The sequence below is a fragment of the Frondihabitans sp. OV104 genome, assembly GCF_057787745.1.
This window is the reverse complement of the sequence record NZ_CM173541.1, coordinates 2682497-2704329: the sequence shown is the minus strand read 5'-3', so window position 1 is coordinate 2704329 and position 21833 is coordinate 2682497. Positions and strand designations below refer to the sequence as shown.

22 protein-coding genes are annotated in these 21833 nt (G+C 61.9%); 12 read left to right on the top strand and 10 right to left on the bottom strand.

What is annotated here, in order from left to right; translation table 11 throughout:
* Positions 1-282 precede the first annotated feature (282 nt).
* The 3 genes from AC3CBB_RS12630 to AC3CBB_RS12620 all read right to left on the bottom strand — a co-directional run bounded on the left by AC3CBB_RS12630 (position 283) and on the right by AC3CBB_RS12620 (position 2902).
* Positions 283-492, bottom strand: a complete 210-nt coding sequence (locus tag AC3CBB_RS12630; RefSeq protein ID WP_488624858.1) for a hypothetical protein — start codon at positions 490-492, stop codon at positions 283-285.
* Positions 493-912: 420 nt separating this feature from the next.
* Complete coding sequence (locus AC3CBB_RS12625) at positions 913-1326, bottom strand: hypothetical protein (protein WP_488624857.1); 414 nt, start codon at positions 1324-1326, stop codon at positions 913-915.
* 1321 nt (positions 1327-2647) lie between these two features.
* Positions 2648-2902, bottom strand: a complete 255-nt coding sequence (locus AC3CBB_RS12620; protein ID WP_488624856.1) for a helix-turn-helix domain-containing protein — start codon at positions 2900-2902, stop codon at positions 2648-2650.
* A 312-nt stretch (positions 2903-3214) separates the two neighbouring features.
* On the opposite strand from AC3CBB_RS12620, the gene AC3CBB_RS12615 reads away from it, so the two are divergent.
* The 4 genes from AC3CBB_RS12615 to AC3CBB_RS12600 all read left to right on the top strand — a co-directional run bounded on the left by AC3CBB_RS12615 (position 3215) and on the right by AC3CBB_RS12600 (position 6415).
* The gene (locus AC3CBB_RS12615; RefSeq protein ID WP_488624855.1) at positions 3215-3772 is read left to right on the top strand and encodes a hypothetical protein; all 558 of its coding nucleotides are present in this window, start codon (positions 3215-3217) and stop codon (positions 3770-3772) included.
* Positions 3765-4391, top strand: a complete 627-nt coding sequence (locus tag AC3CBB_RS12610; protein WP_488624854.1) for a hypothetical protein — start codon at positions 3765-3767, stop codon at positions 4389-4391. The genes AC3CBB_RS12615 and AC3CBB_RS12610 overlap by 8 nt, the downstream gene beginning before the upstream one ends.
* Before the next feature lie 64 nt (positions 4392-4455).
* On the top strand, positions 4456-5286 hold the full coding sequence (locus tag AC3CBB_RS12605; protein WP_488624853.1) for a metallophosphoesterase family protein: 831 nt from the start codon (positions 4456-4458) through the stop codon (positions 5284-5286).
* 40 nt (positions 5287-5326) lie between these two features.
* Positions 5327-6415 (top strand): hypothetical protein, encoded by a 1089-nt coding sequence (locus AC3CBB_RS12600; RefSeq protein WP_488624852.1) that lies wholly within the window; start codon positions 5327-5329, stop codon positions 6413-6415.
* Here AC3CBB_RS12600 and AC3CBB_RS12595 read toward each other — a convergent pair.
* Positions 6412-6744: a hypothetical protein gene (locus AC3CBB_RS12595; protein ID WP_488624851.1), complete on the bottom strand. Its 333-nt coding sequence runs from the start codon at positions 6742-6744 to the stop codon at positions 6412-6414. The two genes, AC3CBB_RS12600 and AC3CBB_RS12595, sit on opposite strands and share 4 nt — an antisense overlap.
* Before the next feature lie 217 nt (positions 6745-6961).
* Between AC3CBB_RS12595 and AC3CBB_RS12590 the strand changes: the two genes are divergently transcribed.
* The 4 genes from AC3CBB_RS12590 (at position 6962) to AC3CBB_RS12575 (ending at position 9629) form a co-directional block, all read left to right on the top strand.
* On the top strand, positions 6962-7294 hold the full coding sequence (locus tag AC3CBB_RS12590; RefSeq protein WP_488624850.1) for a hypothetical protein: 333 nt from the start codon (positions 6962-6964) through the stop codon (positions 7292-7294).
* A 349-nt stretch (positions 7295-7643) separates the two neighbouring features.
* Positions 7644-7766 carry a hypothetical protein gene (locus AC3CBB_RS12585; RefSeq protein ID WP_488624849.1) on the top strand — a complete coding sequence of 41 codons (123 nt, stop codon included), beginning with the start codon at positions 7644-7646 and terminating at the stop codon, positions 7764-7766.
* Positions 7767-8379: 613 nt separating this feature from the next.
* Entirely contained in the window at positions 8380-8844 is a 465-nt protein-coding gene (locus AC3CBB_RS12580; protein ID WP_488624848.1) for a RidA family protein, read from the top strand.
* A 95-nt stretch (positions 8845-8939) separates the two neighbouring features.
* Positions 8940-9629 carry an alpha/beta fold hydrolase gene (locus AC3CBB_RS12575; RefSeq protein ID WP_488624847.1) on the top strand — a complete coding sequence of 230 codons (690 nt, stop codon included), beginning with the start codon at positions 8940-8942 and terminating at the stop codon, positions 9627-9629.
* A 35-nt stretch (positions 9630-9664) separates the two neighbouring features.
* Here AC3CBB_RS12575 and AC3CBB_RS12570 read toward each other — a convergent pair whose 3' ends face one another.
* On the bottom strand, positions 9665-10639 hold the full coding sequence (locus tag AC3CBB_RS12570) for a hypothetical protein (RefSeq protein ID WP_488624846.1): 975 nt from the start codon (positions 10637-10639) through the stop codon (positions 9665-9667).
* Between the two features lie 567 nt (positions 10640-11206).
* Between AC3CBB_RS12570 and AC3CBB_RS12565 the strand changes: the two genes are divergently transcribed.
* Positions 11207-11746: a hypothetical protein gene (locus AC3CBB_RS12565; RefSeq protein WP_488624845.1), complete on the top strand. Its 540-nt coding sequence runs from the start codon at positions 11207-11209 to the stop codon at positions 11744-11746.
* A gap of 127 nt (positions 11747-11873) precedes the next feature.
* On the opposite strand, the gene AC3CBB_RS12560 is transcribed toward AC3CBB_RS12565, so the two are convergent.
* The 4 genes from AC3CBB_RS12560 to AC3CBB_RS12545 form a co-directional block, all read right to left on the bottom strand.
* Positions 11874-13451, bottom strand: coding sequence for a cation:proton antiporter (locus tag AC3CBB_RS12560; protein ID WP_488624844.1), 1578 nt, complete (start codon positions 13449-13451; stop codon positions 11874-11876).
* Between the two features lie 252 nt (positions 13452-13703).
* Positions 13704-15437 (bottom strand): ubiquinone-dependent pyruvate dehydrogenase, encoded by a 1734-nt coding sequence (gene poxB / locus AC3CBB_RS12555; protein ID WP_488624843.1) that lies wholly within the window; start codon positions 15435-15437, stop codon positions 13704-13706.
* Positions 15438-15633: 196 nt separating this feature from the next.
* Positions 15634-16122, bottom strand: coding sequence for a Dps family protein (locus AC3CBB_RS12550; RefSeq protein ID WP_488624842.1), 489 nt, complete (start codon positions 16120-16122; stop codon positions 15634-15636).
* 405 nt (positions 16123-16527) lie between these two features.
* Positions 16528-17181 (bottom strand): TetR/AcrR family transcriptional regulator, encoded by a 654-nt coding sequence (locus AC3CBB_RS12545; protein ID WP_488624841.1) that lies wholly within the window; start codon positions 17179-17181, stop codon positions 16528-16530.
* Positions 17182-17259: 78 nt separating this feature from the next.
* Here AC3CBB_RS12545 and AC3CBB_RS12540 point away from each other — a divergent pair, with 78 nt between their 5' ends.
* The 3 genes from AC3CBB_RS12540 (at position 17260) to lpdA (ending at position 20927) form a co-directional block, all read left to right on the top strand.
* Positions 17260-18099: an SDR family NAD(P)-dependent oxidoreductase gene (locus AC3CBB_RS12540; protein ID WP_488624840.1), complete on the top strand. Its 840-nt coding sequence runs from the start codon at positions 17260-17262 to the stop codon at positions 18097-18099.
* A 156-nt stretch (positions 18100-18255) separates the two neighbouring features.
* Positions 18256-18948: a nuclear transport factor 2 family protein gene (locus AC3CBB_RS12535; RefSeq protein ID WP_488624839.1), complete on the top strand. Its 693-nt coding sequence runs from the start codon at positions 18256-18258 to the stop codon at positions 18946-18948.
* Positions 18949-19526: 578 nt separating this feature from the next.
* Positions 19527-20927, top strand: a complete 1401-nt coding sequence (lpdA, locus tag AC3CBB_RS12530) for a dihydrolipoyl dehydrogenase (RefSeq protein ID WP_488624838.1) — start codon at positions 19527-19529, stop codon at positions 20925-20927.
* A 75-nt stretch (positions 20928-21002) separates the two neighbouring features.
* On the opposite strand, the gene AC3CBB_RS12525 is transcribed toward lpdA, so the two are convergent.
* Positions 21003-21815, bottom strand: coding sequence for a GNAT family N-acetyltransferase (locus AC3CBB_RS12525; protein WP_488624837.1), 813 nt, complete (start codon positions 21813-21815; stop codon positions 21003-21005).
* Positions 21816-21833 lie beyond the last annotated feature (18 nt).

The window sequence follows — 21833 nt, the reverse complement described above, 5'->3', positions numbered from 1 at the left end:
TCGGGCGTGTCGTTTCCTCCGCACATGCTGTGCCGGCGAGGTCGCGGGCGTGCTGCGAGCCACCCGTCTGCCGAGGGTCTTGTGCTTTTGTGTCGCTGGCTCGGGTCTGGACGGTGGCTTCAAGTCGAGGGCTGTCAGAGTGCGTGCGACCGTAGGGCCGACCAACAGCCAAGGACTTCGACCTGAAGGAAGCTGACGAACGGAAAGGGGGAAGGGCAGGCGGGCGCGTGATTTCAGGGCCCTCTGGGAGAGGGCACTCTCTGCCCTGTCGGCTGACGTCGTTCATGCGTTGTCCTTCCGAGCGGCCGCGACCCTCGCCTGGAAGGCGTAGCGGCCGAGCTGGAGCTGGAGCAGGATGCCCGCTCGGGTCCAGCGCTCAGCGCTCACTCGTGCGGCGATGCGCGTCACCTTCAGCGACGGTCGGCCCGGCTTGGAGCGCGTCGTGACCCGGTGGCGGTTGCGGAGAACGAGGGTGTCGGTGAAGTCAGTCATGGAGGCCTTCTGCGGGCATAGGCGTGGCCAACCTCGTGAGTGGGCCGAGGTGTGGCGAACGTCGAATGGGTATTGAAGCAGGGGGATCGGTCGCCAAAGATGCGGCGAGATCAGCTCAGGCTTCTGTTCCATGGAGCAGGTGAAACTTTCTCAGCGCTCCAGGAGGAGGCGAGAGTCTGCGTGGCGAGAAGCCCTGAGGGGCCGTCCTGAAATGGGTACGGCGGCACGGAAAAGCGCATCCACGAAGGGTTGCCAATTAAGTCCGGCGGCTGTTAATCTGGAACCACTTGGTAGTAGTTGATTTTTTTGCCGGATCACGTTTATCAGACGTGTTGTTGATTACCCCTTCTCAGGTCATTGCGGGCCTGGGCGGGGGTAATTGCTTTTCTGGGGCGGATCTATGCGATGTGGTGTGCTGAGCTAGGTCACGTCGGCCTCCTGTGGGACCTGGTAGGTGTTCCGTGCGATGCGCTGGATAGCGTTGCGGGCCGCCAGCTTGTGCAGCGCACGGTGAATTTGTTTGATCTGGATGACATCGCCGAACGCGTCGACGAGTCCCGCGTGAACATCAGAGGTGGAGGAGCAGCCGGCGGCGACGAGCCGCAGGACTTCTCCTTCGATGTTTCTGATCCCAACGGATCGGAGGACGATTCGACTGCTGCGGCGCCGGGCGTGCATGGAGTTGCGAAGGTCGACCCAGTTGAGCGCGAAGAAGTCTCGGCCGTCAGCCGCAAATGCCTCTTGCTCGCGAGCGGCAGCAGCAATGACTTCGTAGGCGTGTCGTTCGAGTAGCTCGATGTGTCGCTCGATGGCGGCGCTTGGGTCCGTTGTCATTGGCTCCTCCAAACTCTCTTCACGCGGTCTTACTTGGAATGAACTGCACGGAGCCTGCAATGCGCCTGGGCCCCACAGACAACACTGCCGACCCGACCATGCGTCGTTCAAGAGGGGCAGGCCTCGACTTTCAACACGATGTTGCCCGTTTTCAACGGCTCGACCGATGTCCAAGTAACTTGACTGGTTCCTGTTCCGCACAGATCCATGCTCTCGGAATCGGAACCCTAGAAGTCTCAAGAGTCTTCGAAGGCCCGCCGCATTTCACTGAAGCGACAACATGCCCCCGAAAAGCCCGGAATTTCGGGGATCCATAGGGTAGCACCCTGGTTGCACTAAACTTCGTTTGTGGTCACGGATGATAAGCGGGCAAGCGCCAAGGAGTTCGCGTCCGCTCACCGGGTTTCGGTTCGATGGGCTCAATGGCTTTCGCAGCAGCAGCGGATCGAAGCCTGGAAAATCAGGGGGCGTTGGGCCATCGACCCCTCTGCCTCGTCAGGCGATGTCCCTCGCGGTCGCCCACTGTCAAATGACCTCGCCCTCGGGGTTCTCTGTGCTTTGGCCGCCGACGGCAGAGGCTCCCACCTACCTCCTCTCGACAAGTCGAGTCGGCATCGTGTCGCCGCGTATGTCGAACGTGCTCGCTCGTCCGTGACTCCCGCCAGGCTGCTCCGAGGTTGGTTCCGGAACTACGACCTTCCCCGCGAGATGACGATTCCCACCGGAGCAGTTGGCAGATTCCTGGCAGACCGGCGAGTCGCGCCGTCGGGCGCGAGTTTTCCCCTGCTCGGCCGTTGGCTTGATCCGCGGTTATTGCCCCCAGAGGCGTATGTCTCCGAATCCAGATTCGCCGCGGTCCAAGCTGAGTACGGCCTCCGCCCGGCTAAGGCCGAGCAGGCAACTCGTGCTCTTGTCCTCATACACGTGGCGGAAGCGGGTATGTTCCGCCGGCCAACTCGCGGTGTCGTGGCCGTGGACTTGGCGCGACATCGCCAGGTCTCCTTGGAAGGCATCGTGAGAAGGCTCCTAATTGACTAACGGCCTTCGTCGAGTCGGGAGGGTGTCAGAACTCGTAGCTTGCCAGGGTCGTTGGTGATGACCGGTCGTCGTCTCGGCGATCACCGCCGGTGCTTCATCGCGAACGAGCGGACTCAGGGTATGGCGCAGGCTCGCGGAACCCTGAGTGGAGTAGCCGTGGCGGGACATGTTGAGTCGCAATCGGCCGCCTGGAAGGGCCAGAGGATGAGAGTTTCGGCGCGTGCAACCTGCGTCGAAGTTTCCGCCTGCCCGATTCTCTCCGGCGCCGGGCAAGCGAATGCCTTTAGGTTTCGGGCTCTTCGGGCGTCGGGCGTTCGAGGTGGCCGACGAGGTCACCCAGGGGAACGTCGAGCGCCTTTGCAATCCGATACCAGGTAGTGAGCGTCCCCACAGCCGTGCCGTTCTCAATGCGAAAAAGCATCGAGCGAGCGATACCAGTGTCGAAGTGAAGCTGGCGCAGGGAAATGCCTCGAGCTTCCCGAAGGGCGACAGTAGCTTCTCGAAGTGCCTGGAAGTTGGGTTCGTCGGCAGCAGTCACGGACATCGCTCTTTGTCATCAAGGGGTGGCATTGTCCTCATATGAGGACTACTCTGGCTGTCATGGCATCGCAGGGATTCTCAACGGACGGACGGCATCTCCTGCGTAGACCGTTCGGCGCGACCGTGGTTCCTGCGATGCCGCTTTCCTGGCAAATCTACCGCGGCCCCGCCGCCAGGCATCCTTTGCTCGCTAATTCGACCTAGAGGGTCGTAAGCGCACACGCGTGGCAATACCGGGAGGGACACCGGTTCGAGAGGCGCAGACAAGGTCTGCAAACGCAACCGATCGCATCGACCCGAAGGATCTGGGATGACCCAATTAGCCGACCTCGTAGCCGACTTCGACGCTGCCGCAGCGGCGGCGAACATGGATGCCGACCTACTACTCAGACGCCTAACGCAAAAGCTGGCGGGCATCCATCACCTGCCACGAAGGTCAGCATCCAAAGTACCTTCTGCACTCAAGTTGCCCGGGCAGCGGTCCAATGCTCCGCGTATTGCGGTCCCTTGGGGCAGAATCCCCGTGCTTACTCTGACGATGCCCGAGGCGGTCCTCGCGTTGGGGCTGAACAGGCGCCTCATGTCGATGCTTATCGACACGGGCTCCGTGCAAGCGGTCGAGATCGACGGAGAGCTGCACGTTCCAGAGTGGCAACTCGATCCGACGGCTCCTACGAACCTGCTTCGAGGGCTCGGTCTCATTCTCACTGCAGCCGAGGCGCGCCTGGACTGGTTGAAGTTGGCGCAGTTTATGCTCACGCCTCAGCCGGAGTTGACGGCAGAAGGAAACCTCAACCTGGTCGAATGGATTCATTACGGACACCCTCTGGATACCGCGCTCCGAGCCCTGGGAGACTTCCATGACTAAGACACAGTTGTTGTCCAATCGGTCTGCCGTCCGTGATTTCGTTGTCCACCTGGAACGGCTTGGGGTCGACGCGTCCTACGTTTTGACGTCCCTAGTAGCCGCGCTCAAAGAGGTTCCGCCCGCCGTGCCGTCACGCCTGCCTGAAAACGATCGCAAACTCCTTCTGGCCGAGGGTGCTGTAACGGAGGACGACATCGTCCTCGCAGAAGAGAGTGTCTCCAACGGTGACTTCATTGTCGAGCTTCTCAATCAAGTGCTTATCCGCGTTGCAACCCTCGTTTTTGAGCCCGAACTGGGGCGCATTCTCGGCGCAGGTCACTCCTTGCTTGACGAGTTGTTTGACCAGGGGCGGCTCCTCGGTCGCGTCGGGGCGGACGTAGCCGGCGTACCCGGCTGGCTTGTCGACCTTGATCAGCCTGATGGGTTGCTGGCGCACACGGAAGACCTGCTGTCCGCCGACGCCCCTGACTATCGAGCAGTGTTTGGGCTGTTCCCATACCAACCCCAGGCGGCTTTCCGTACAGCTGGGCCACTCACGCCGCGACAATGGCTCTCCGAGAGGCGGGACCCCGATGCAGTCGCTACCTTGATGGCTCCGTTCGACAGGGCAGGCAGTTGATGCCCGCGTCGGCGAATTCGAGCATTGCAGCGACCTTCGGACACCTTTCCAGGAGGCGATGAGCGTGAGCCGCAACCGATCCCGCAGCCAAACACTCTTGGACACGGTGTCCTTGCTTGACTCGATGCGCACGGAGGGCCGTGTCGCGATAGCTGGTGACTGGCATAACGACGTGAGCTGGATGATGAACGTCTTCTCCCGCATCGCCACGACCGCGCCAGATGTTAAGACGATCCTGCACCTGGGGGATTTGGAGATCGGCGAGGGCAGAAATGCCAAAGCCCGACTGAACTTCATTGACGAACGGTGTCGAGGGACAGGCGTCGAGCGGCTTCTACTCACCCCGGGCAACCACGACAATTGGGACCGATTCGAGAAGCACGCCGAATGGCACGAAGGCAGGCCCGTGCCCTTCAGCGAAAGCGTGTGGGCGCTTCCTCCCGGGTATCGGTTCGAGGTCGGCGGCCGAACGGTGCTGTCTTTCGGTGGAGCCGCCTCCGTTCAGGACGAACTCATTAATGGCGTGAACTACTGGCCGCAGGAGATCCCGCCGCTGTCACAGTTCGCGGCTGCAGCCGAGCGTGGGTTCGCCGATGTCATGCTCGCTCACGAAACAGTCATGGCGCCGCTGCGCCGTGTTCAAGATCGGATCTCGGGCAGAGGTGCGATGAAGCTGCTTAAGGAGAGACGCGAAGCATCCGAGCGCTCCCGACAACTAACGACCGACCTGTGGAACGCTGTCCGGCCCGCGGTTCTGTTCCACGGGCACATGCACGTGCAGGACGAAGCCCACCTCGATGACGATCGGCGAGTGTTCTCACTCGCCGATAACCGCGCGGGACTTGGCAACATGGGCTTGCTCGACCTCACTGATCTCAACTGGGAATGGCATTGACCGCGAGGGACGTCGAGAGTCCAAACCAAGGGGCGCGACCATGAAGAAGGTGACGTCGTCTGAGGCTCGCGCGAACTTGCCTGCCATTCTCGCTGGCGTCCTCAGCCGACAGGAACCCGTCGAATTAGCGTCCCAATGGGGACCAGTCACAGTGATCCCCGAAGGCTATCTGGACGCATGGACAGGCCTCGCGAAAGAGATCGTCGCCCTTGTCGACGGCGTCAAGAATCACGTCGACGCCGCTGAGCACACCGACCGATGGGACCGCATCTCCCTCCTCCGAGATACCGACACCGGCAGCTGGTGGATCCGTGCAGGAAACGAAAGCTTCGTCGTCGACCTAGATCAGCGCATCCTGTCCATGCCGGTCCCCGGTGTCGCCTCTGCACGATCTCGGTGTGAGCCTCTAGTCGAACTCGGCACTTGTCAGCTAGGCGAGAATGCATCGTGGACCGTTGAGTCAAACCGCGAGGGCAAGCCAAAAACGAGCAGCAGTCCAGTCACGTCAATCACCCGCCTCGATGCCGGGCTGGCCGCTGACACGCACTCAAGGCAATCCGATCGAGGCGGCCGTGACGGGACAGGCAAGGACGCCCTTGGCGTTCCCACCCATATCGACCATCGACGCACAGTCACCGTTGCCTATGCCACGCATCATCTGCAGGACCTGGTGGCCGACGTTGCGAGCAGGCTCGACCGGGTCATTGTCACGAGCACATCAGGCGCAGCGATGTTCATCAGTACATCGGAATTCGTTGCCATGGGCGATCTTGCCCACGCGGCATTGGAGATCATCGACCCGGTGTTCCGCCCACCCGACGCGAAGGCTGCTCGCGATGTCGGCGAAGATGTTGTCGAACTGAGGGACGAGGACTCCGGCGCTTGGCTCGTCACCACATCTGCCGTCCAATACGTCGTCAGCCTGCAGGAGCGCACGGTCCGTCTCGTGCCCTTCGGATCCGACATGGCTAGCAGTCGAGGGCAGCGACGGCCCCTCACGCGCCTCATCAACTGCCGCGTTGAGGAGCCCCTCGCGTTCACGGTTGAGGGGTGGGATCTCGCGGCGGAACAGGGGACGATTGGCTCCGTGCGCGCGATCACCCGCCTAGACGACTGGCTCTTCGGCTAAGGTACCGGCTGCGTCTCGATCTCGATCTCGACGTCCACTTCGATCCGCGAGCAGTACTCAGCTGCATCATCTCCAGACGCTTCCGATTCCGGCATCAACTTGCGTCCGCCACAGGGCCCCTGTGCTGTCGGACGTGTGGAGAGCCGGTCATCCTCCAGCAGAGACTTCACGATCATCGCAGCTCGGTGCGACAGCTTATCCGCGGCCCGGTAATGGTCGCCGGGCCAATACACGACATAGTCGCCTCCGGTCGAAACGCCCAAGTTTTCGCAAGTACGCACGACTTGGTCCACCGACACATCACCCTGCTCAATCGCAAAGTCGGCCAAGGCACGGAAGCCGACTCTGACCGCCTCGTGGCGCTCGTCGTCTCGTCCATATTGAGCATCATGCCGTCGACCATTCGGAGCGCACCGGCCCGTTCCCGGCTTTCGGACAAGGGAGCCGCAACGGCGGTGGAACGGCCGCTGCGACCAAACTGTTAGATCGCGAACGTGTTCTTCCTTGGGGCACGCCCGTTCATGGGGGCCGCGAGAGACTCGGAACATGTCTTCCAATTCAGATTCCAATCCCACAACAACCGCAGACAAGGCCTACGACGAGGTCGTATGGAGCCTTTCGCAAGATCCGGATCACGACGTCGTCGTGACGGCTGAAGGCCTGACTGCGCGAGGATCACTATTCGCCTTTCGGGAACGCGGCGACTTGGTGGTTCGGCTGTCAGAGGCGCGAGGTGCCGACCTGCTCGCACGAGATGTCGCTCGCTCGCACGGCAGCCGTGAGAGCTGGTTCGTGGTTACCGATTGCGACTTGTGGCTGGAACTCGCCTCAGAAGCACACATGTTCGTAGGCGAGCCGGCCGTCGGGGGATTGTCCTGATATCGGCACGATGTATGCCGACGTCACGCTCACTCGCGAGGCGATCGACGGGGCCGCCCCTCTGACCGCATGCCTCGAGGAAGGCGGAAACCCGTTTGGCTGGCCGAAGCCACCGTGGCCCAGTCCGCCAGATCGAGGGCCCGAACAGTGCAGCTCTGGGGCGACGTACACCCGGCTCCCCTGTTCTTGTGGGACGAGACCGATGTTGACGCCGTCCGCGCACTCACGCTCGCCACGGCCGAGGTAGCTGAGGACGATGAGCGAAGCCTCTTCTGGCAAGCCATCGTCCTTACGCTCGAATGCGCGTGTCTTGGCGCGTCGATCCTCCTCGCTGCCCTCGCCTCCACAAGTGAAGCCTCAGACACCCGCCGACGAAGCCGCCAGCTCCGCCCACCGGATCATCAAGGGCGGGCCGCTCATCCGGGAGACGCAGACCTACAAGCCTCCGGCGCCCAAGCTGCCGCAGAAGTAAGGTCGGCACAGGCGCGAGGGGCGACGCCTGGGCGTCGCCCCAACAAACAGAGGAGCAGGCATGAAGTGCCACCCGGATGCTGCCACCGAGGCGGGTTCACAACCAGTGCCGGAGATGGTCTCGGAGACCGTGGCCCCCGACGGCCCGAACACTCGTGAGCTGTCCAAGGAGGTGGCTCGCAAGAGCGCCGTTTTGAACAAGAGGTTGTCGAATGAGGACCCCGCGCGCTAGCGCAGTCCCTCTGGGGCGGTCTGTCCTCGCATCCAGAGTTAGAAGCAGCCTTGATGGCTTCGCAGCGCGCTCCGCGGGGCACCGTCTGCCTGGCCCGCTTGACGCGCCTCGCGCGGTCTGGCGTGCCGCGGGTTAGGGGTGAAAGATCCGTCACCGGCTAACGGCCAGCAGATGTCTGTCGCGCCCGACTTGGAGAAAATGTGCTCGTCGAAGCAGGCGCTCACGCCTGCATGCGCGGCGATGCACGTCGGCCGCGCGAGCGGATTCCTACCCGCTGATGCGTCCGGTGGCCCCATTAGGGACACGACTGAAAGCGAACGCCGACCATAACGTGTCCTCATCGCAGCGCGACCACGTTGCGAATGACCCAGGGAGACGAGTCGTGGCCACCATCAACGAACGCATTGCAGAACTCGGAATCGAGATTCCTCAGCAGGCGGCGGCGCCTGCCGGGGTCTACGCACCGGCCGTCATCTCTGGAGCGCACGTGTACTCGGCCGGGCAGCTCCCGTTCGTTTCGGGTTCCCTGCCGACGACCGGCAAGGTCGGGTCCGATGTCACCGCGGACGACGCGAAAGACCTCGCCCGCATCAGCGCCATCAATGCCCTCGCCGCAGTGGCATCCCTCATCGGAAGCCTCGACAGGATCACCAAAATCGTCAAGGTCGTCGGGTTCGTAGCCTCCGACCCATCGTTCTACGGACAGCCGGGCGTCCTCAACGGAGCATCGGAGCTTCTCGGAGACATCTTCGGCGACCGGGGGATTCACGCCCGAAGTGCCGTGGGAGTGGCAGTGCTGCCACTCAACTCACCCGTTGAAGTCGAACTCATTGTCGAGTTCGCCTGACACACGCCTAACCCGCCATCGAAACATCCCCTTCCATCCGAACCATCCACAGAACGAAAGAGAACATCATGTCTGAACCCATCACCGTCGTCCTCGTGCACGGCGCCTTCGCGGAGTCCTCGAGCTGGAGTGGAGTCATCTCGAACTTGCTCGGTCGCGGTGTTCCCGCGATCGCAACACCCAATCAGCTGCGTAGCGTGAGCACGGACGCAGACAACGTCAGCCGTGCCGTCGAGGCCGTCGGCGGCTCTGTCCTCCTGGTTGGTCACTCCTACGGTGGAGCGGTCATCACCGAGGCCGCCGCGGGGAACAGCGCCGTAAAAGGCCTCGTCTACGTATCCGCCTTCGCGCCGGACCACGGTGAGACGTCCTTCGGCCTCACCGACAAGTTCCCCGGCTCGACGCTCGGCGAGACGGTGCGCCCTATCCCGCTCGGCGACGGAACTAACGACCTCATCGTCGACCGCGAACTGTTCCCGAATCAGTTCGCCGGCGACGTGCCACTCGCTGACGCAAAGATCGCCGGCGCCACTCAGCGAGCCATCCGCGACTTCGCCCTCGCCGAGGAGCAGCCCGCGGAAACCTCCGCGTGGAAGACGCTCCCGTCGTGGTTCATCTTCGGATCCGGTGACAAGAACATTCCGGTCGCGGGTCTCCGCTTCATGGCGGAGCGGGCGGGCTCCCTCAAGACGGTGGAAATCGAAGGCGCATCACACTCGGCCCTCGTCTCTCACGCCGACGCAGTCGCCGACCTGATCTCCGAGGCCGTGGCGCACCTCGCCTGACGTAGGGGCTTCGGCGCTCGGAGCGACAGGGCCCATCACGGTTTGACGAACGCGCTGACGTCTTTCTGCGATGGGCCCCACGCAGCCCCGCGCATCTCGTAATCCGCCAGGGATATCGGACTCGGCGCAGTCGATCGGATACGAGCGACAAGTGCCTTCTCGCGCGAGAACACGCGCTCCTGGGCTTCCCGTGTGCTCTCTCCCGAGAAGTCACGCAAAGTCCGGAGCAGGGACCTCGCCGATGCAAGAACCCCTAGGGTTGACGCACCTGTCAGCTCCCAAACGCTCGATAACGGTTGTTCGGTGAGACCTTCACTGACGCTCGGAAGAAACCACGCTTTCGAATGAGTCCCGCCGCTCCCCATGACCCAGTGGTGTGCATCGACACCCAGATACTTCTTCGCTGCAGAGGTGGCGTCGAACTTCACGCTCTCCCGTTCGGCACCAAGACTGATGTGCGGCGTACCAACATGGTGCAAGGGAGCGAGGACGACGCCGCTCTTCACGAACAAGTCACGGACTCCCGCTGCACCATCGAACATCAACTCCTTTCGCTCCCGCCTCACGCTACGAGGAAAGGCAGCAGCACTGCGGTGGGATCCCTCGAACGTGTCCAGGATTCGGGCCAGCATCCGCAGCAGCGTCCTCTCGGGCGGCACATCAGAGTCATGGACATAAGACAGCGTCAGAACACTCTCAGTGAGGCCCCGGAGCAGGGTCGGGAGTGCCCCGAGAGCCGCATCGGATCCGAGCAGCACTTCCATGGCTTCGGCATGATCATCGGCCACGTTGAGTAAACGAAACGAGTCCTCCATGTTCTCGTTGACCATGAACCGGAAAAAGGCGCCCCCTCCACCCTGGTCTTCGAGCGACGCCGAAAGGCGGGTGGCCGCGGAGCCAGCACCCTCCCAGCCGGCCTCCCACGTTTTCGTCCGCAGCAGCGTTCGCACGTCGGCTCGCGTTTGAGCGATGAGACGCGAGCAGAATTGGCCTGGGGTCGTGGCTGGCATGACGACATCTAATCGCGTCTCAAGGCCCGAAGAGGTGACGCCCATGGCGCACGCCGTCGTGTGAAATCTGTCGGCTCCCGACGGATTGGTTGAGACGCTACTGATTACGTGTCTACGGTCGCGGAGTGGACTTCCGCTCGGCAGTTTGACCGAAGCGGGATCGCGTCGAAACGATGCGGTCGCCGCGACTCCCTAGAAGCAAATCAGCGACCGACTCTTGCGATCAGCTGTCTAGACCAATAAATTCTCTATATCAGGTGACAACCTGAGCGACGTCGACCCAGACTTCGCCTGAAATGCAGTGCAGAGTGGGCCGTTCCCTGATCCGGCGGCCCGCCCTAGCACTGAAGAGTGTTCCCCTGACATCGGTTTGCCGATCTTTCAGCTCTTTCGTTCTGCCCACCCTTGCCCGTCCTGCCGTCCAGTCGGGGATGGCATCTGTTAGGTGGGCAGAGTGCGTTGTGACCCAGTGGGCCCTGACATGAATGAGGCGCGCAGATCCTGCTGCGTCACCTCGACCGCGACGACTTACGATGATTCTCCATCGGACCTTGGAAGGCACGCACCATGGCAAAGGTAGGGATCTCCGTTACGGAGATCGGCAGGTCTCACGGAGCGACGGCCATGGAAGTGAATCTTCTCCTTCGGGACCAAGGATTTCTCGAAGGCGAGCCGGGTGCTTACTTTCTGACGCCGAAAGGCAAAGAGTTCGGATTTCACGAGGTGCACGATAACGGCTACGGCGGATTTGCCCATCGGTCGTATGAGACGACTCATTTCGATCCTGCCATTTCCGAAGTGCTGCAGTTCTCGCCCGAAGGTCTCGCGAAGGTCCGCGAGGACATCGCAGCCCGTCGACTCGCGCAGAGCGCTCAGTTGAAGGCCGACAGGGCTGAAGCTGATGAGCGGTTCCGCCAGTCTCGAGAGCAGCAGGCGGCTGAAGACGCGGGCTTTGAGGTGGATACGCGGACGGTGATCGCGATCATTGCCGGCGCCGCGGCGACTCTGGCTGCGGGCATCGGCATCTACAAACTCGTCCAGTGGCGCAAACGCATAGTTGCCGAGCGTGCGCGCGACCATGAGCAATCGGCGCCCGGAGGGTCCTGACGCACGGGGCCTGTGTCTTTGTTGCCGTCCTCTTGCATCCATTTCGGCCGGCTGAGCGCAGCTGCTCCTCTTACTCCTGCATATGCCGCACGGTTCTCGGTCCGCACGGAATGTGGATGCTCGAGGCTCAGTCCGTTCGACCCGAAGCCGAGGCTCGAACGGCTGACTCCTCGATATCGAGCACTAACAGCACTGAGCGAACGGCTGCTTCCTGGTAGCGGCCTTCGCTTCGGGCGATAAGGACCGTCGATCGTTCTTCGTCGATTGTGCGAAGTCGCAGTTCTGCGTACGCCCGTGACCGCTCAGCTCGGATACTGTCATCTCCGACCAATGTCTCACCGAGGAGAGCGGCGTCTACACGCAGGCGTTCGAGGACGCGATCTTCGTACTCGTCGTCCCGGATGCTGGCGAGGAAGTGCAGGCTCGCCGCTCTTGCCTCAGCGAGGAGGAGCTGGACCTCCATGCGTTCCTGGTCAAAGTCCGGCGGGGCCAGCGCCACGCGTTGGACTGTGAGGGGCAGTGCCAGTCCCAGGAGGAGTGTTCCGACGACGACGGTGAAGGCCAGGAACTGGAGGAATTCGCGGTGGGGCGTCTGCTCTGGGAGAAGGAACACCGCGGCTAGCGTGACGACCCCGCGGACTCCCGCGACGGCCAGCGGCACATTGATGCGCCACTGCCAGTTTCTTCGCCGCCTGAGAGCGGCCGGTCCCCACCGGAATACAGCGGTAATCCCAAGGCCCCACGCGAGGCGGGACACGACCAAGACAACGAGCACGGTGATGACGATGAAGATGGCTTGGCCGAGAGGAATGCCGGAAGCAAGCGCTCCCGTCAAGATCGAAGGCAGGCTCAGCCCGATGAGCAGAAAGACAGCGTTTTCGAGGAGGAACTGAATCGTCTGCCAGTTCAAGGACTCGACTAAGCGTGCCTCGGCGGACGGAAGCGCCGGGTTCCGGTATCCGAGGAAAAGTCCGGTGACCACGACGGCCAGCGGCCCGGAGGCGCCAATCGCGTGAGCGGCGAGGAACGCGGCATAGGGAGTCACAAGCGACAGGCTCGTATTAAACACGGGGGCGACGACCCAGCGTCGGACGCGGTCCATGAGAAATGCGACGGCCAGCCCCACGACGATTCCGCCGACGACCGCTAGGGCAAATTCACCAATCGCTCGGAATGGATCGAACGCGACCACGATCGCCAACACGGCGGTGTTCAGGGCTACTAGTGCGGTTGCGTCGTTCAAGAGGCTTTCGCCCTCGAGCAAAGAGTTGAGGAGCCGGGGGAGCGGCGTCCTCCGGGACACGGCTGCGACTGCCACGGCATCTGTTGGTGCAACGACAGCTCCGAAAGCGAAAGCTGCCGCCAACGACAGGGCGGGTATGACAGCCCAGGCCGTCAGGCCGATCACCACCGTCGTGAACCCAACGAGTCCCACAGAAAGGAGTAGCAGTGAATCTCGACGCGCTCGAATGTCTGCCAGAGGCGTTTGAAGGGCAGCAGCGAAAAGCAACGGCGGCAGAAGAACCGAGAGAACAAAGTCCGGTTCCACCTCCACCCGCGGAACGCCGGGCAGGTAGGAGCCGCCGACGCCGATGGCGACCAACGCGAGCGGTGCCGACCAGCCGACCCTCCTCGCAGCAGCGCTCACGCCAACGGTCACGACGAGGAACGCCACGATCCAGGCGAGGGTTTCGTTGACGCTCACGAGTTGGCCCCACTTGAAGGTTGCATGTATTTGGCGCGGCACTTTCCGAGCCACCCTGTGATCATCTCGGCATCCACATTGCCTGCTTCCCCCGCGTTGAGTCATCGGAGCCCGACTTGGGGCTCAGGCTGGCGGAACCGCCTCATTCGTTAATCCCAACATGGGCAGCGCTCGGTGGCGTGGCCCCAGCGGGGCCACCTAAACGAGCACGAACACTGGTGCGGGCTCCTGGCGGACCATGACGCAGACGGTTCAGTTGAAGATTCTTCGCAGCACGTTAGTTTCCGCGAGGTCGAGGAGTTCGTCGCCCCGGCCGGAAAGAAGCGTTCGGATCCCGTAGAGCGTGAATCCCTTGGCCTGTTGAGCGGTGATGGCGGGCGGAACAGACAACTCCTGACGCGCCGTCATCACTTCAATGAGAGCAGGCCCGTCGTGCTGGAGTGCCTCGCGCACGGCTGTGCGAAGGTCTCCCGGTTCCTCGACGCGGCGGGCAAATAGGCCAATGGAGCATGCCACCTCCGCGAAGTTGGGGTTGACGAGTTCGGTCCCGAAATTGACGATGCCGGACGCCTTCATCTCCAGCTCGACAAAGTTCAGGGAGGAGTTGTTGAGGACAACCACTTTTACGGGGAGCTTGAGCTGGACAAGCGTGAGGAGTTCCCCGAAGAGCATGGCTAATCCGCCGTCGCCGGCGAGTGCGACGACTTGCCGACCTGGGTGGGACACTTGGGCACCGATGGCATGGGGGAGAGCGTTGGCCATCGTCCCGTGGTTAAACGAACCGAAGAGTCGCCTCGATCCGTTCATGCTCAGATACCGGCTTGCCCACACCACCGGAGAGCCGACGTCCATCGTGAAGATGGCGTCCTCGTCGGCTTCCTCGTCGAGGACGCGGGTCATGAACTGCGGGTGGATGGGTGTTCGATCGTGATCGTTGTCCGCCAACCGATCCAGAGATGCTCGCGTCCTTGCGTAATGCATCGTCGAGCGCGTCAAATGTGCTGCGTCCAGATTTGGAGCGAGCCTTGGAAGCAGCCCCGCAATGGTGTCTTTGACCGTGCCGACGAGACCTACGCTCAAGGGGGCTCGGCGGCCCAAGTTCTCGCCGCGGATGTCCACTTGCAGGTACGTTCTGTCCGGCGGTAGAAATTGGCGGTACGGGAAATCAGTTCCGAGCATGAGGATCGTGTCTGCCTCCTCGATAGCCTTGAATCCAGACGCAAAACCCAGGAGGCCTGTCATGCCGACGTCATACGGGTTGTCGTGTTCGAGGAGTTCCTTGCCTCGGAAAGTATGAACGATCGGCGCCTGTAAGCGTTCAGCTAGCTGCAGGACCTCGGTGTGGGCGCCAGCTGTTCCGGCGCCACCCAGGATCGTCACGGCGCGGGCGCTGTTGAGAACGTCAGCCGCCGCCTGCAAGGAGCTGTCCGTGGGTACGACGCGCGAGGTGGCGGCGGTGAGGGCGCGAGGGTTGCGAATCGGCTCTGCTTTTGCGAGGAACACCTCGCCGGGTACGACGACGACTGCGACGCCTCGCCGTTCGACGGCCGTCCGGATCGCGATCTCGAAAATGCGAGGGGCCATCTCCGGGGTGCTGACGAGTTCCGTGTAGACGGAGCATTCCGCGAAGAGGATCTGCGGGTGCGTCTCTTGGAAATACCCCGAACCGACTTCGTTCAGTGGGATCTGAGCCGCGATCGCCAACACAGGGACGCCGGTTCGCTGCGCGTCGTACAGACCATTGATCAAGTGGGTATTTCCTGGCCCGCAGCTACCGACGCACACCGCGAGGTTGCCTGTGAGGGCGGCATCAGCGGCCGCTGCTAGCGCCGCTGCTTCCTCATGGCGGACGTGTTGCCATGAGATGCTTCCATCCCTGCGGAGAGCGTCGGTGAAACCGTTCAGGCTGTCTCCGGGCAGCCCGTACAGGTGGTCGACTCCGCTGGCGCGGAGGACGGCAATCATGTTGTCTGCGACTGAGTTCATCGAAGCTCCTTATTTCTTCGCTTGCTTCTGCGTTAGATCCGCGCGAGGGCACATGGCGAGCATGCGCTTCCGGTCGGGCTTGGGTCCCCGGCGTACGGCCCGAACTGGTCTTGGTCCGAGCCTCGGGGACGTAAGTTTCAGGGCCTGGCCTTAGCCCGGCATCTCGAGTCGCCTGCGCGAACAGAGGGACTCGCGATCAGCGTTTGCGCACTCGCCGGTTCTCGGCAGAGATCATCCATGCGAGTTGCTCAAGGCCTCCAATGACCGCGTGGAGAAGGTCCGCTGAAGTGGGGTCTTCGGCATCCACATCGTCGTGAACGCGTCGTGCTGTCGAGACGACGGCATCAATGCGCGTAGTGATCATCTCGACGGTGTCCGTGCTGCAGATCTCTCCCTGCGGGTATGACGGCAGCGATGTGGTTGCGGCCACGGTGGAGGTTCGACCATCTGGCACGGCCCAGAGTGCGCGCATGCGCTCTGCGACGTCATCACTGAACCCACGAGAGGCTTCCGCGACTTCGTCCAGCTGCGTGTGAAGATCGCGGAAATTCGCACCCACGATGTTCCAATGCGCTTCCTTCGCCTGCATCTGCAGCTCGATGATGTCCACGAGGACCGCTTGAAGACTCGCGGACAGAAGAGGACTTGCCGAGAACGCGCGTGTTGTATTCGGGATCGTGGTCATACAAGTGGTCCTTTGTCTTCATGTGGGGGAGGTTGTGTCGATTCGGGCTGACGGCGAGGCTCGACTCCTCATGGCTTCATGTGGCCGATCTCGACGGGTCGTCCTGCATGTCCGCCGCGCTCATTTCGTAGGGCTTTGGAGCCGCCGCGGCACTGGATTGCGGCAGCGGCCTGAAGCTCACCGACCCGATTGAAAATCTCAACTCGTGGGGTGCCTGAAAAGCTACTTCTTGCTTTCCGGTGCGCGCGTGTTCCTTCTGGGGACATTCCCCCGCCAGGGACACCCTCCCCACCGCTACTGGCCGGAGCCGCAGCGAACTCGACTTGGCGGGTCTCCGGGACGTCGTCGGCGTTCTTCTGCCTGCAAGTGGATGATGCTTCGTTACTGGTGGAGTGAACGAGAGGTCTAGGAGCGCCTTGCCTCGAACCCGCCCAGCAACTTCCCTGCAGCCCGGGTCAGGCGCGCAACAAAGTCCACCTTCGCTGAAGCGAGGCGCGGATCACTGTCGTAAAGGGCCGAAAGCGCTGGGGTAGGCGTTGCGTACTGCCACAAAATGGCACCTAGTGCCGTGATGTCGCCGATAGCCTCCCTACCGAGGCCGTCTTCAAGCCAAGGCAGCGCCCGTTCCAGGGAACGCCCACAGATCTCGACCGCGCCGATAGCCGCAATTTTGTACGTTCGGGCGGCTTGCGACGTGACGCCCCGTTCGAGATCGATTGCGACGTGCGAGAGCAGGTCGCAAAAAAGAGGGTCCCGGTCCATCGCTTCGGCTATCGCACGGGCGACAGCCTCGACGTCTTCCTTGCCACTCACCTTGTCTACAACGCCTAGGGCAAAACGCTCCCAGTGAGTTGCCGCAAGAACGAGAAGCAGTTCCTCTCGCGACTCGAAATAGCGGCGCACTGCCGAGACGTGGACACCGGCTCGTTGCGCGATGGATGTCAGTGTGAGGCCGCGTACTCCGATCGCACCAGCCTGAATCTCAGCCGACTCAAGGAGATCCTGTCGGCGTCGCTTCTTGGCGTCGGTTGAACGTGCCCTGGCGAACGCTTGCTCCATGGGGGAATAATAACGCTCGCACCGCGCGTTAGATTACGCAAGTACCTTGCGTAAAGAAAATTTGGAGAAGAGGAACCTATGTCGAATGAAGTATGGCTCGTTACTGGCAGCTCGCGTGGGCTCGGTTTCAGCGTCGTCGAAAGGGCCCTTTCAGCCGGGAAAAGGGTTGTTGCCACGGCTCGGGACACAAGTTCACTTGCGGTTCTCCGGGAAAAATATGGTGATCGCCTCCGGACGATGCGACTCGACGTCACGCATCCAGAACAGGCGGAGGAAGTGGTGTCGAAAACGGTCGCAGCCTTCGGACAGCTCGACGTTGTCGTCAATAACGCTGGCTATGCGGATATTGCCCCGATCGAGAGCACGGACCTTGCCAGCTTTAGGGCTCAGATCGACGCGAACTTTTACGGAACGGTGTTCGTCACAAAAGCAGCCTTGCCTCTCTTCAGGGAGCAGGGGAGCGGGCTCTTCATCCAAGTGACCTCTGTTGGAGGCAGGCTCACCGCACCCGGCTTGGGTGCCTACCAGTCGGCAAAGTTCGCCGTGGAAGGATTCTCCAGCGTTCTTCGCCAAGAGGTGTCACCACTCGGCATCCGTGTCGTCCTGGCCGAGCCTGGTTCGATGCGCACCGACTGGGCCGGCGACTCAATGCAGGTTCCTGAGGTCGATCCGGCCTACGACTCGACGGTTGGCGCCATGGCGCGCCGAACTCGCTCTAGTTCCGGAATGCAGCCCATCGACCCCGATGCCGTCGCGCGCGTGTTCGTTGACCTGTCCACGCATCCCTCGCCTCCATTGCATCTGCTTCTGGGGAGTGACGCAGTCGATTTCATGGCCGACGCCCTCCGCACCACGGCAGCCGAAGATCGGGAGTGGGCAGACGTGGGCCGATCGGTGGACTTCGGTTCCTCGCATTGAGTCGGCCCTGCTTGCACGCACTCCGCGATGTATCCGCCCCGGACGGAGGCGGCTAATTTGTATCGATGAGTGGCGGACTCTTCCCTTCCAAGGAATTGTCCGCGAAGGTAGGTTCGCCCCTGCCCGGTACATATGCCGGCCAGTTAGGGAGTTCCCATGTCCGCTAAAGACGTCGTGATCGGCGCCACCGAAAATCTCTTTAACTTGAAGGATGTCAGCGTCATCGACGCCATCTTTGGGCCGGTCTACGTGCAGCATTCGGCTTTGGGGCCGGACGGTGTTGCTGGGCTAAAAGGGCTGGTCTCGCAGCTTCCGGCCACCTCGAGTTATGAGCTTGTTCGTACAATTGCGGACGGCGAGCTGGTAGTGACGGAAGGGATTTTTTCCGGTTTTGCCGCGATCCCCTTGATCGGATACGACGTCTGGCGTGTCGTCGACGGGCGCATTGTCGAGCACTGGGATGCTCTTGGTCCGGGCGCCGCCGGACCGGTTCCTTCCCCCGTTGCCGTTCCAGAAGCGGAGTCGCTCCTCGTTGAGGATCACGCCGAGAAGAACAGAGATCTCATCTCGGCTTGGGCGGCGAGAGTGCTGGTGGGCGGAGACGAGTCGGCCGCCAAAGAGTATCTGACGTCGGCCACAGACGTTGAATACGACAAAAGCGTGAAGTACCAGGAAATTCGCGCGATCATCGCAGAAGGTGACGTGGTCTACACGCGGGCACGAGGCGAGCTGAACGGACCCGTGATCGTGAACGACGTATGGCGAATCGCCTCGGGCCAAATCGTCGAACACTGGGGCCTCGTCGTGCCAGTGCCGGCAAAGCTCCCTCACGACAACGGCTCGTTCTAACGACGGTGAGGATCGAGGCGTCGTGGACGGCTCCTTTGGCCTCTGGCCATTGAGGGTGCGCGGACTGAACCTGCCGTCAGCAACGCCGCCGTCCACGGCCACGACAACATAGGGCGGCGCTGGTCGAGAGCATGGGCTGTCTCTGCCACGGGCCCGCGGGTTCTTCTAATCCAGCAGAGGTCCCAGTGTGACGGTATTCGCTTCTGTTCTGCGTGCTCATGCCGGCCGCACGAAGGAGGGCATCCCTGACCCTCCTCGCAAGGAGCGAAGAAGCGACGGCGTATGTCACCGTGTCCCACAGGGGAACACCCACGCTCGGCCGCCTATGGAAGACGCTCCGATAGGTTCGAATGACGGTGTTTCCGACGTGCAGGCGATTCAAGCGCAGATGCCGCGCTGTTGACTATGCGAAACGGGTAGCCGCGCCCAAGCGTTTTACTATGCGAAACAGGTAGCCCCGCCGAAGCGTTGCCGTTTGCCTCGCCCTGCCGTCAGAGTCGTTTGGCCGAACCAGTCTTCGCCGCCGAGTACGAACTGTAAAGGCCGGCGTACGGGACCTGCGTTGATTAGGAGAACAAGTGTCAAAACATTTCGATGTCGTCATCCTCGGCGCCGGACCCGGCGGCTACGTCGCGGCGATCCGCGCCGCTCAACTCGGGAAAAGCGTCGCTGTAATCGAGAAGCAGTACTGGGGCGGCGTGTGTTTGAACATCGGTTGCATCCCCTCGAAGGCGCTGCTTCGGAACGCCGAACTGGCTCACGTTTTCACTCATGAGGCGGACAAGTTCGGCATCTCCGGGCCGGTTCACTTCGACTACGGCGTTGCCATCTCCCGCAGCAGACAGGTCGCCGACGGCCGCGCGAAAGGCGTCCACTTCCTGATGAAGAAGAACGGCATCACCGAAATTGACGGGTTCGGAACTTTCCGGGACGCGACGACTCTTGACGTGTCCCTGTCGGACGGCACGGCGACGATGGTCACCTTTACGGACGCCATAATCGCGACGGGATCCACCGTTCGACTCCCCGCAGGGGTTGCGCTCAGCGACAACGTCGTCACCTACGAGACGCAGATCCTCGACAGAGACCTCCCCGCGTCGATGATCATCGTCGGAGCGGGAGCAATCGGCATCGAATTCGCCTACATCCTCAGCAACTACGGCGTCGATGTCACGATTGTCGAGTTCTTAGATCGAGCGTTGCCCAACGAGGACGAAGACGTCTCAAAAGAGATCGCCCGTCAATATCGAAAGCTGGGTGTGAAGATTCTCACGTCGACCCGCGTGGAATCGATCCGAGACGATGGAACAACGGTCAAGGTCGAGATCACGGCCGCCGACGGCACACGGTCGACGCTCGAGGCGGACAAAGTCATGGTCTCGATCGGTTTCGCTCCGCGAACAAGTGGATATGGGTTGGAGAGCACCGGCGTGGCCTTGACCGATCGCGGAGCCATCGACATAGACGACTTCATGCGGACGTCTGTGCCTCACCTCTATGCGATCGGCGATGTGACCGCGAAGCTGCAACTCGCCCACGTTGCGGAAGCTCAAGGCGTGGTGGCCGCAGAAACCATCGCGGGTGCGGAGACGATGGCACTCGGGGACTACCGCATGATGCCCCGCGCGACATTCTGCCAACCACAGGTGGCTTCGTTCGGCTTGACGGAAGCGCAGGCTCGGGCTGAGGGTCATGACGTCGTGGTGTCGAAGTTCCCATTTCAGGGAAACGGCAAAGCACAGGGCCTAGGGGAACCCGTCGGCTTCATCAAGCTGGTTGCCGACGCGAAGTACGGCGAACTCTTAGGTGCACACCTGGTAGGCCCGGACGTGTCCGAACTGCTACCCGAGCTGACGTTGGCGCAGAAGTGGGATCTGACGGCGATGGAGCTGGCCCGGAACGTGCACACTCACCCAACCCTTGGAGAAGCGCTCCAGGAGGGCTTCCACGGGCTCATCGGCCACGCCATCAACCTCTAGAGAGGGCAGGAGCGTCTCCGCCATTGCCGCGAGGGAACGAAATACAGCGCTGGCACACCGGGCGGAGGCGCCCTGTCAACGTTCGGCGAGAAAAACGGGCTCCACGACGTAATGGATGTCGTCTTGGGCATCCCTGAAGCCGAGACGTTCGTAGAGAGGCAACCCCATCGAGCTGGCTTGAAGGTAAGCCGCCGTGGCGCCGGCCCGTTTACCTTCCGACATGATCCACGATGTCATCGCTCCCGCGAATCCCTGGTGGCGGCGTTCCGGGAGGGTACCGATTGCAAAGACTCCAATCCAGGGCGCATCCGTGACCGAGTATCCGGACACGACCGGCTCATCACCGACATATCCGACGTAGGCTGCGATCCCTGAATCCGAAAGCGTTGAGGGATGTACCAATGCCATGCCGAGGGACCCTTTCATGTCGAAAGCCGCGCCTAGCACGGACGTAAAGTCGTCGACCCCTCGAATGCCGGTGACAGTTCGGATGGTGAAGCCCGACAGAACAGGAGGCGTCTCTACGTGCGTCAGCGGCGCGACATACGTTTTGACGACGTCGTGCCGTTGAGTCAATAGGTCCGGCATGTCTTCTAGCCCTGCCAGCAGCCCACTCTCAATCACCTGAACAGTCCAAGGCAGCCCGAGGCTAGTGATCTTGGCAGCGGCCTCTTCGGCCCGGTCGTGGTCCAACGTGCGGGCGTCCGCGTGCTCGAGGAGGAGGCCATTCATCCGTGCCAAAGGCTCGCCGGTGGCGTACGCGATAAAGCCAGGTGAAACCTCGAATCGCAGTCCGTGCTCGTACGCCGAGCCGATGGTGGCGAGGGCTCGTCCAAGAGCCGCGGATGCACCGGCTGAGACAAGTGCACTTGGTGGTGAATCGTTCAATCTTGCGCTCCTTTGATT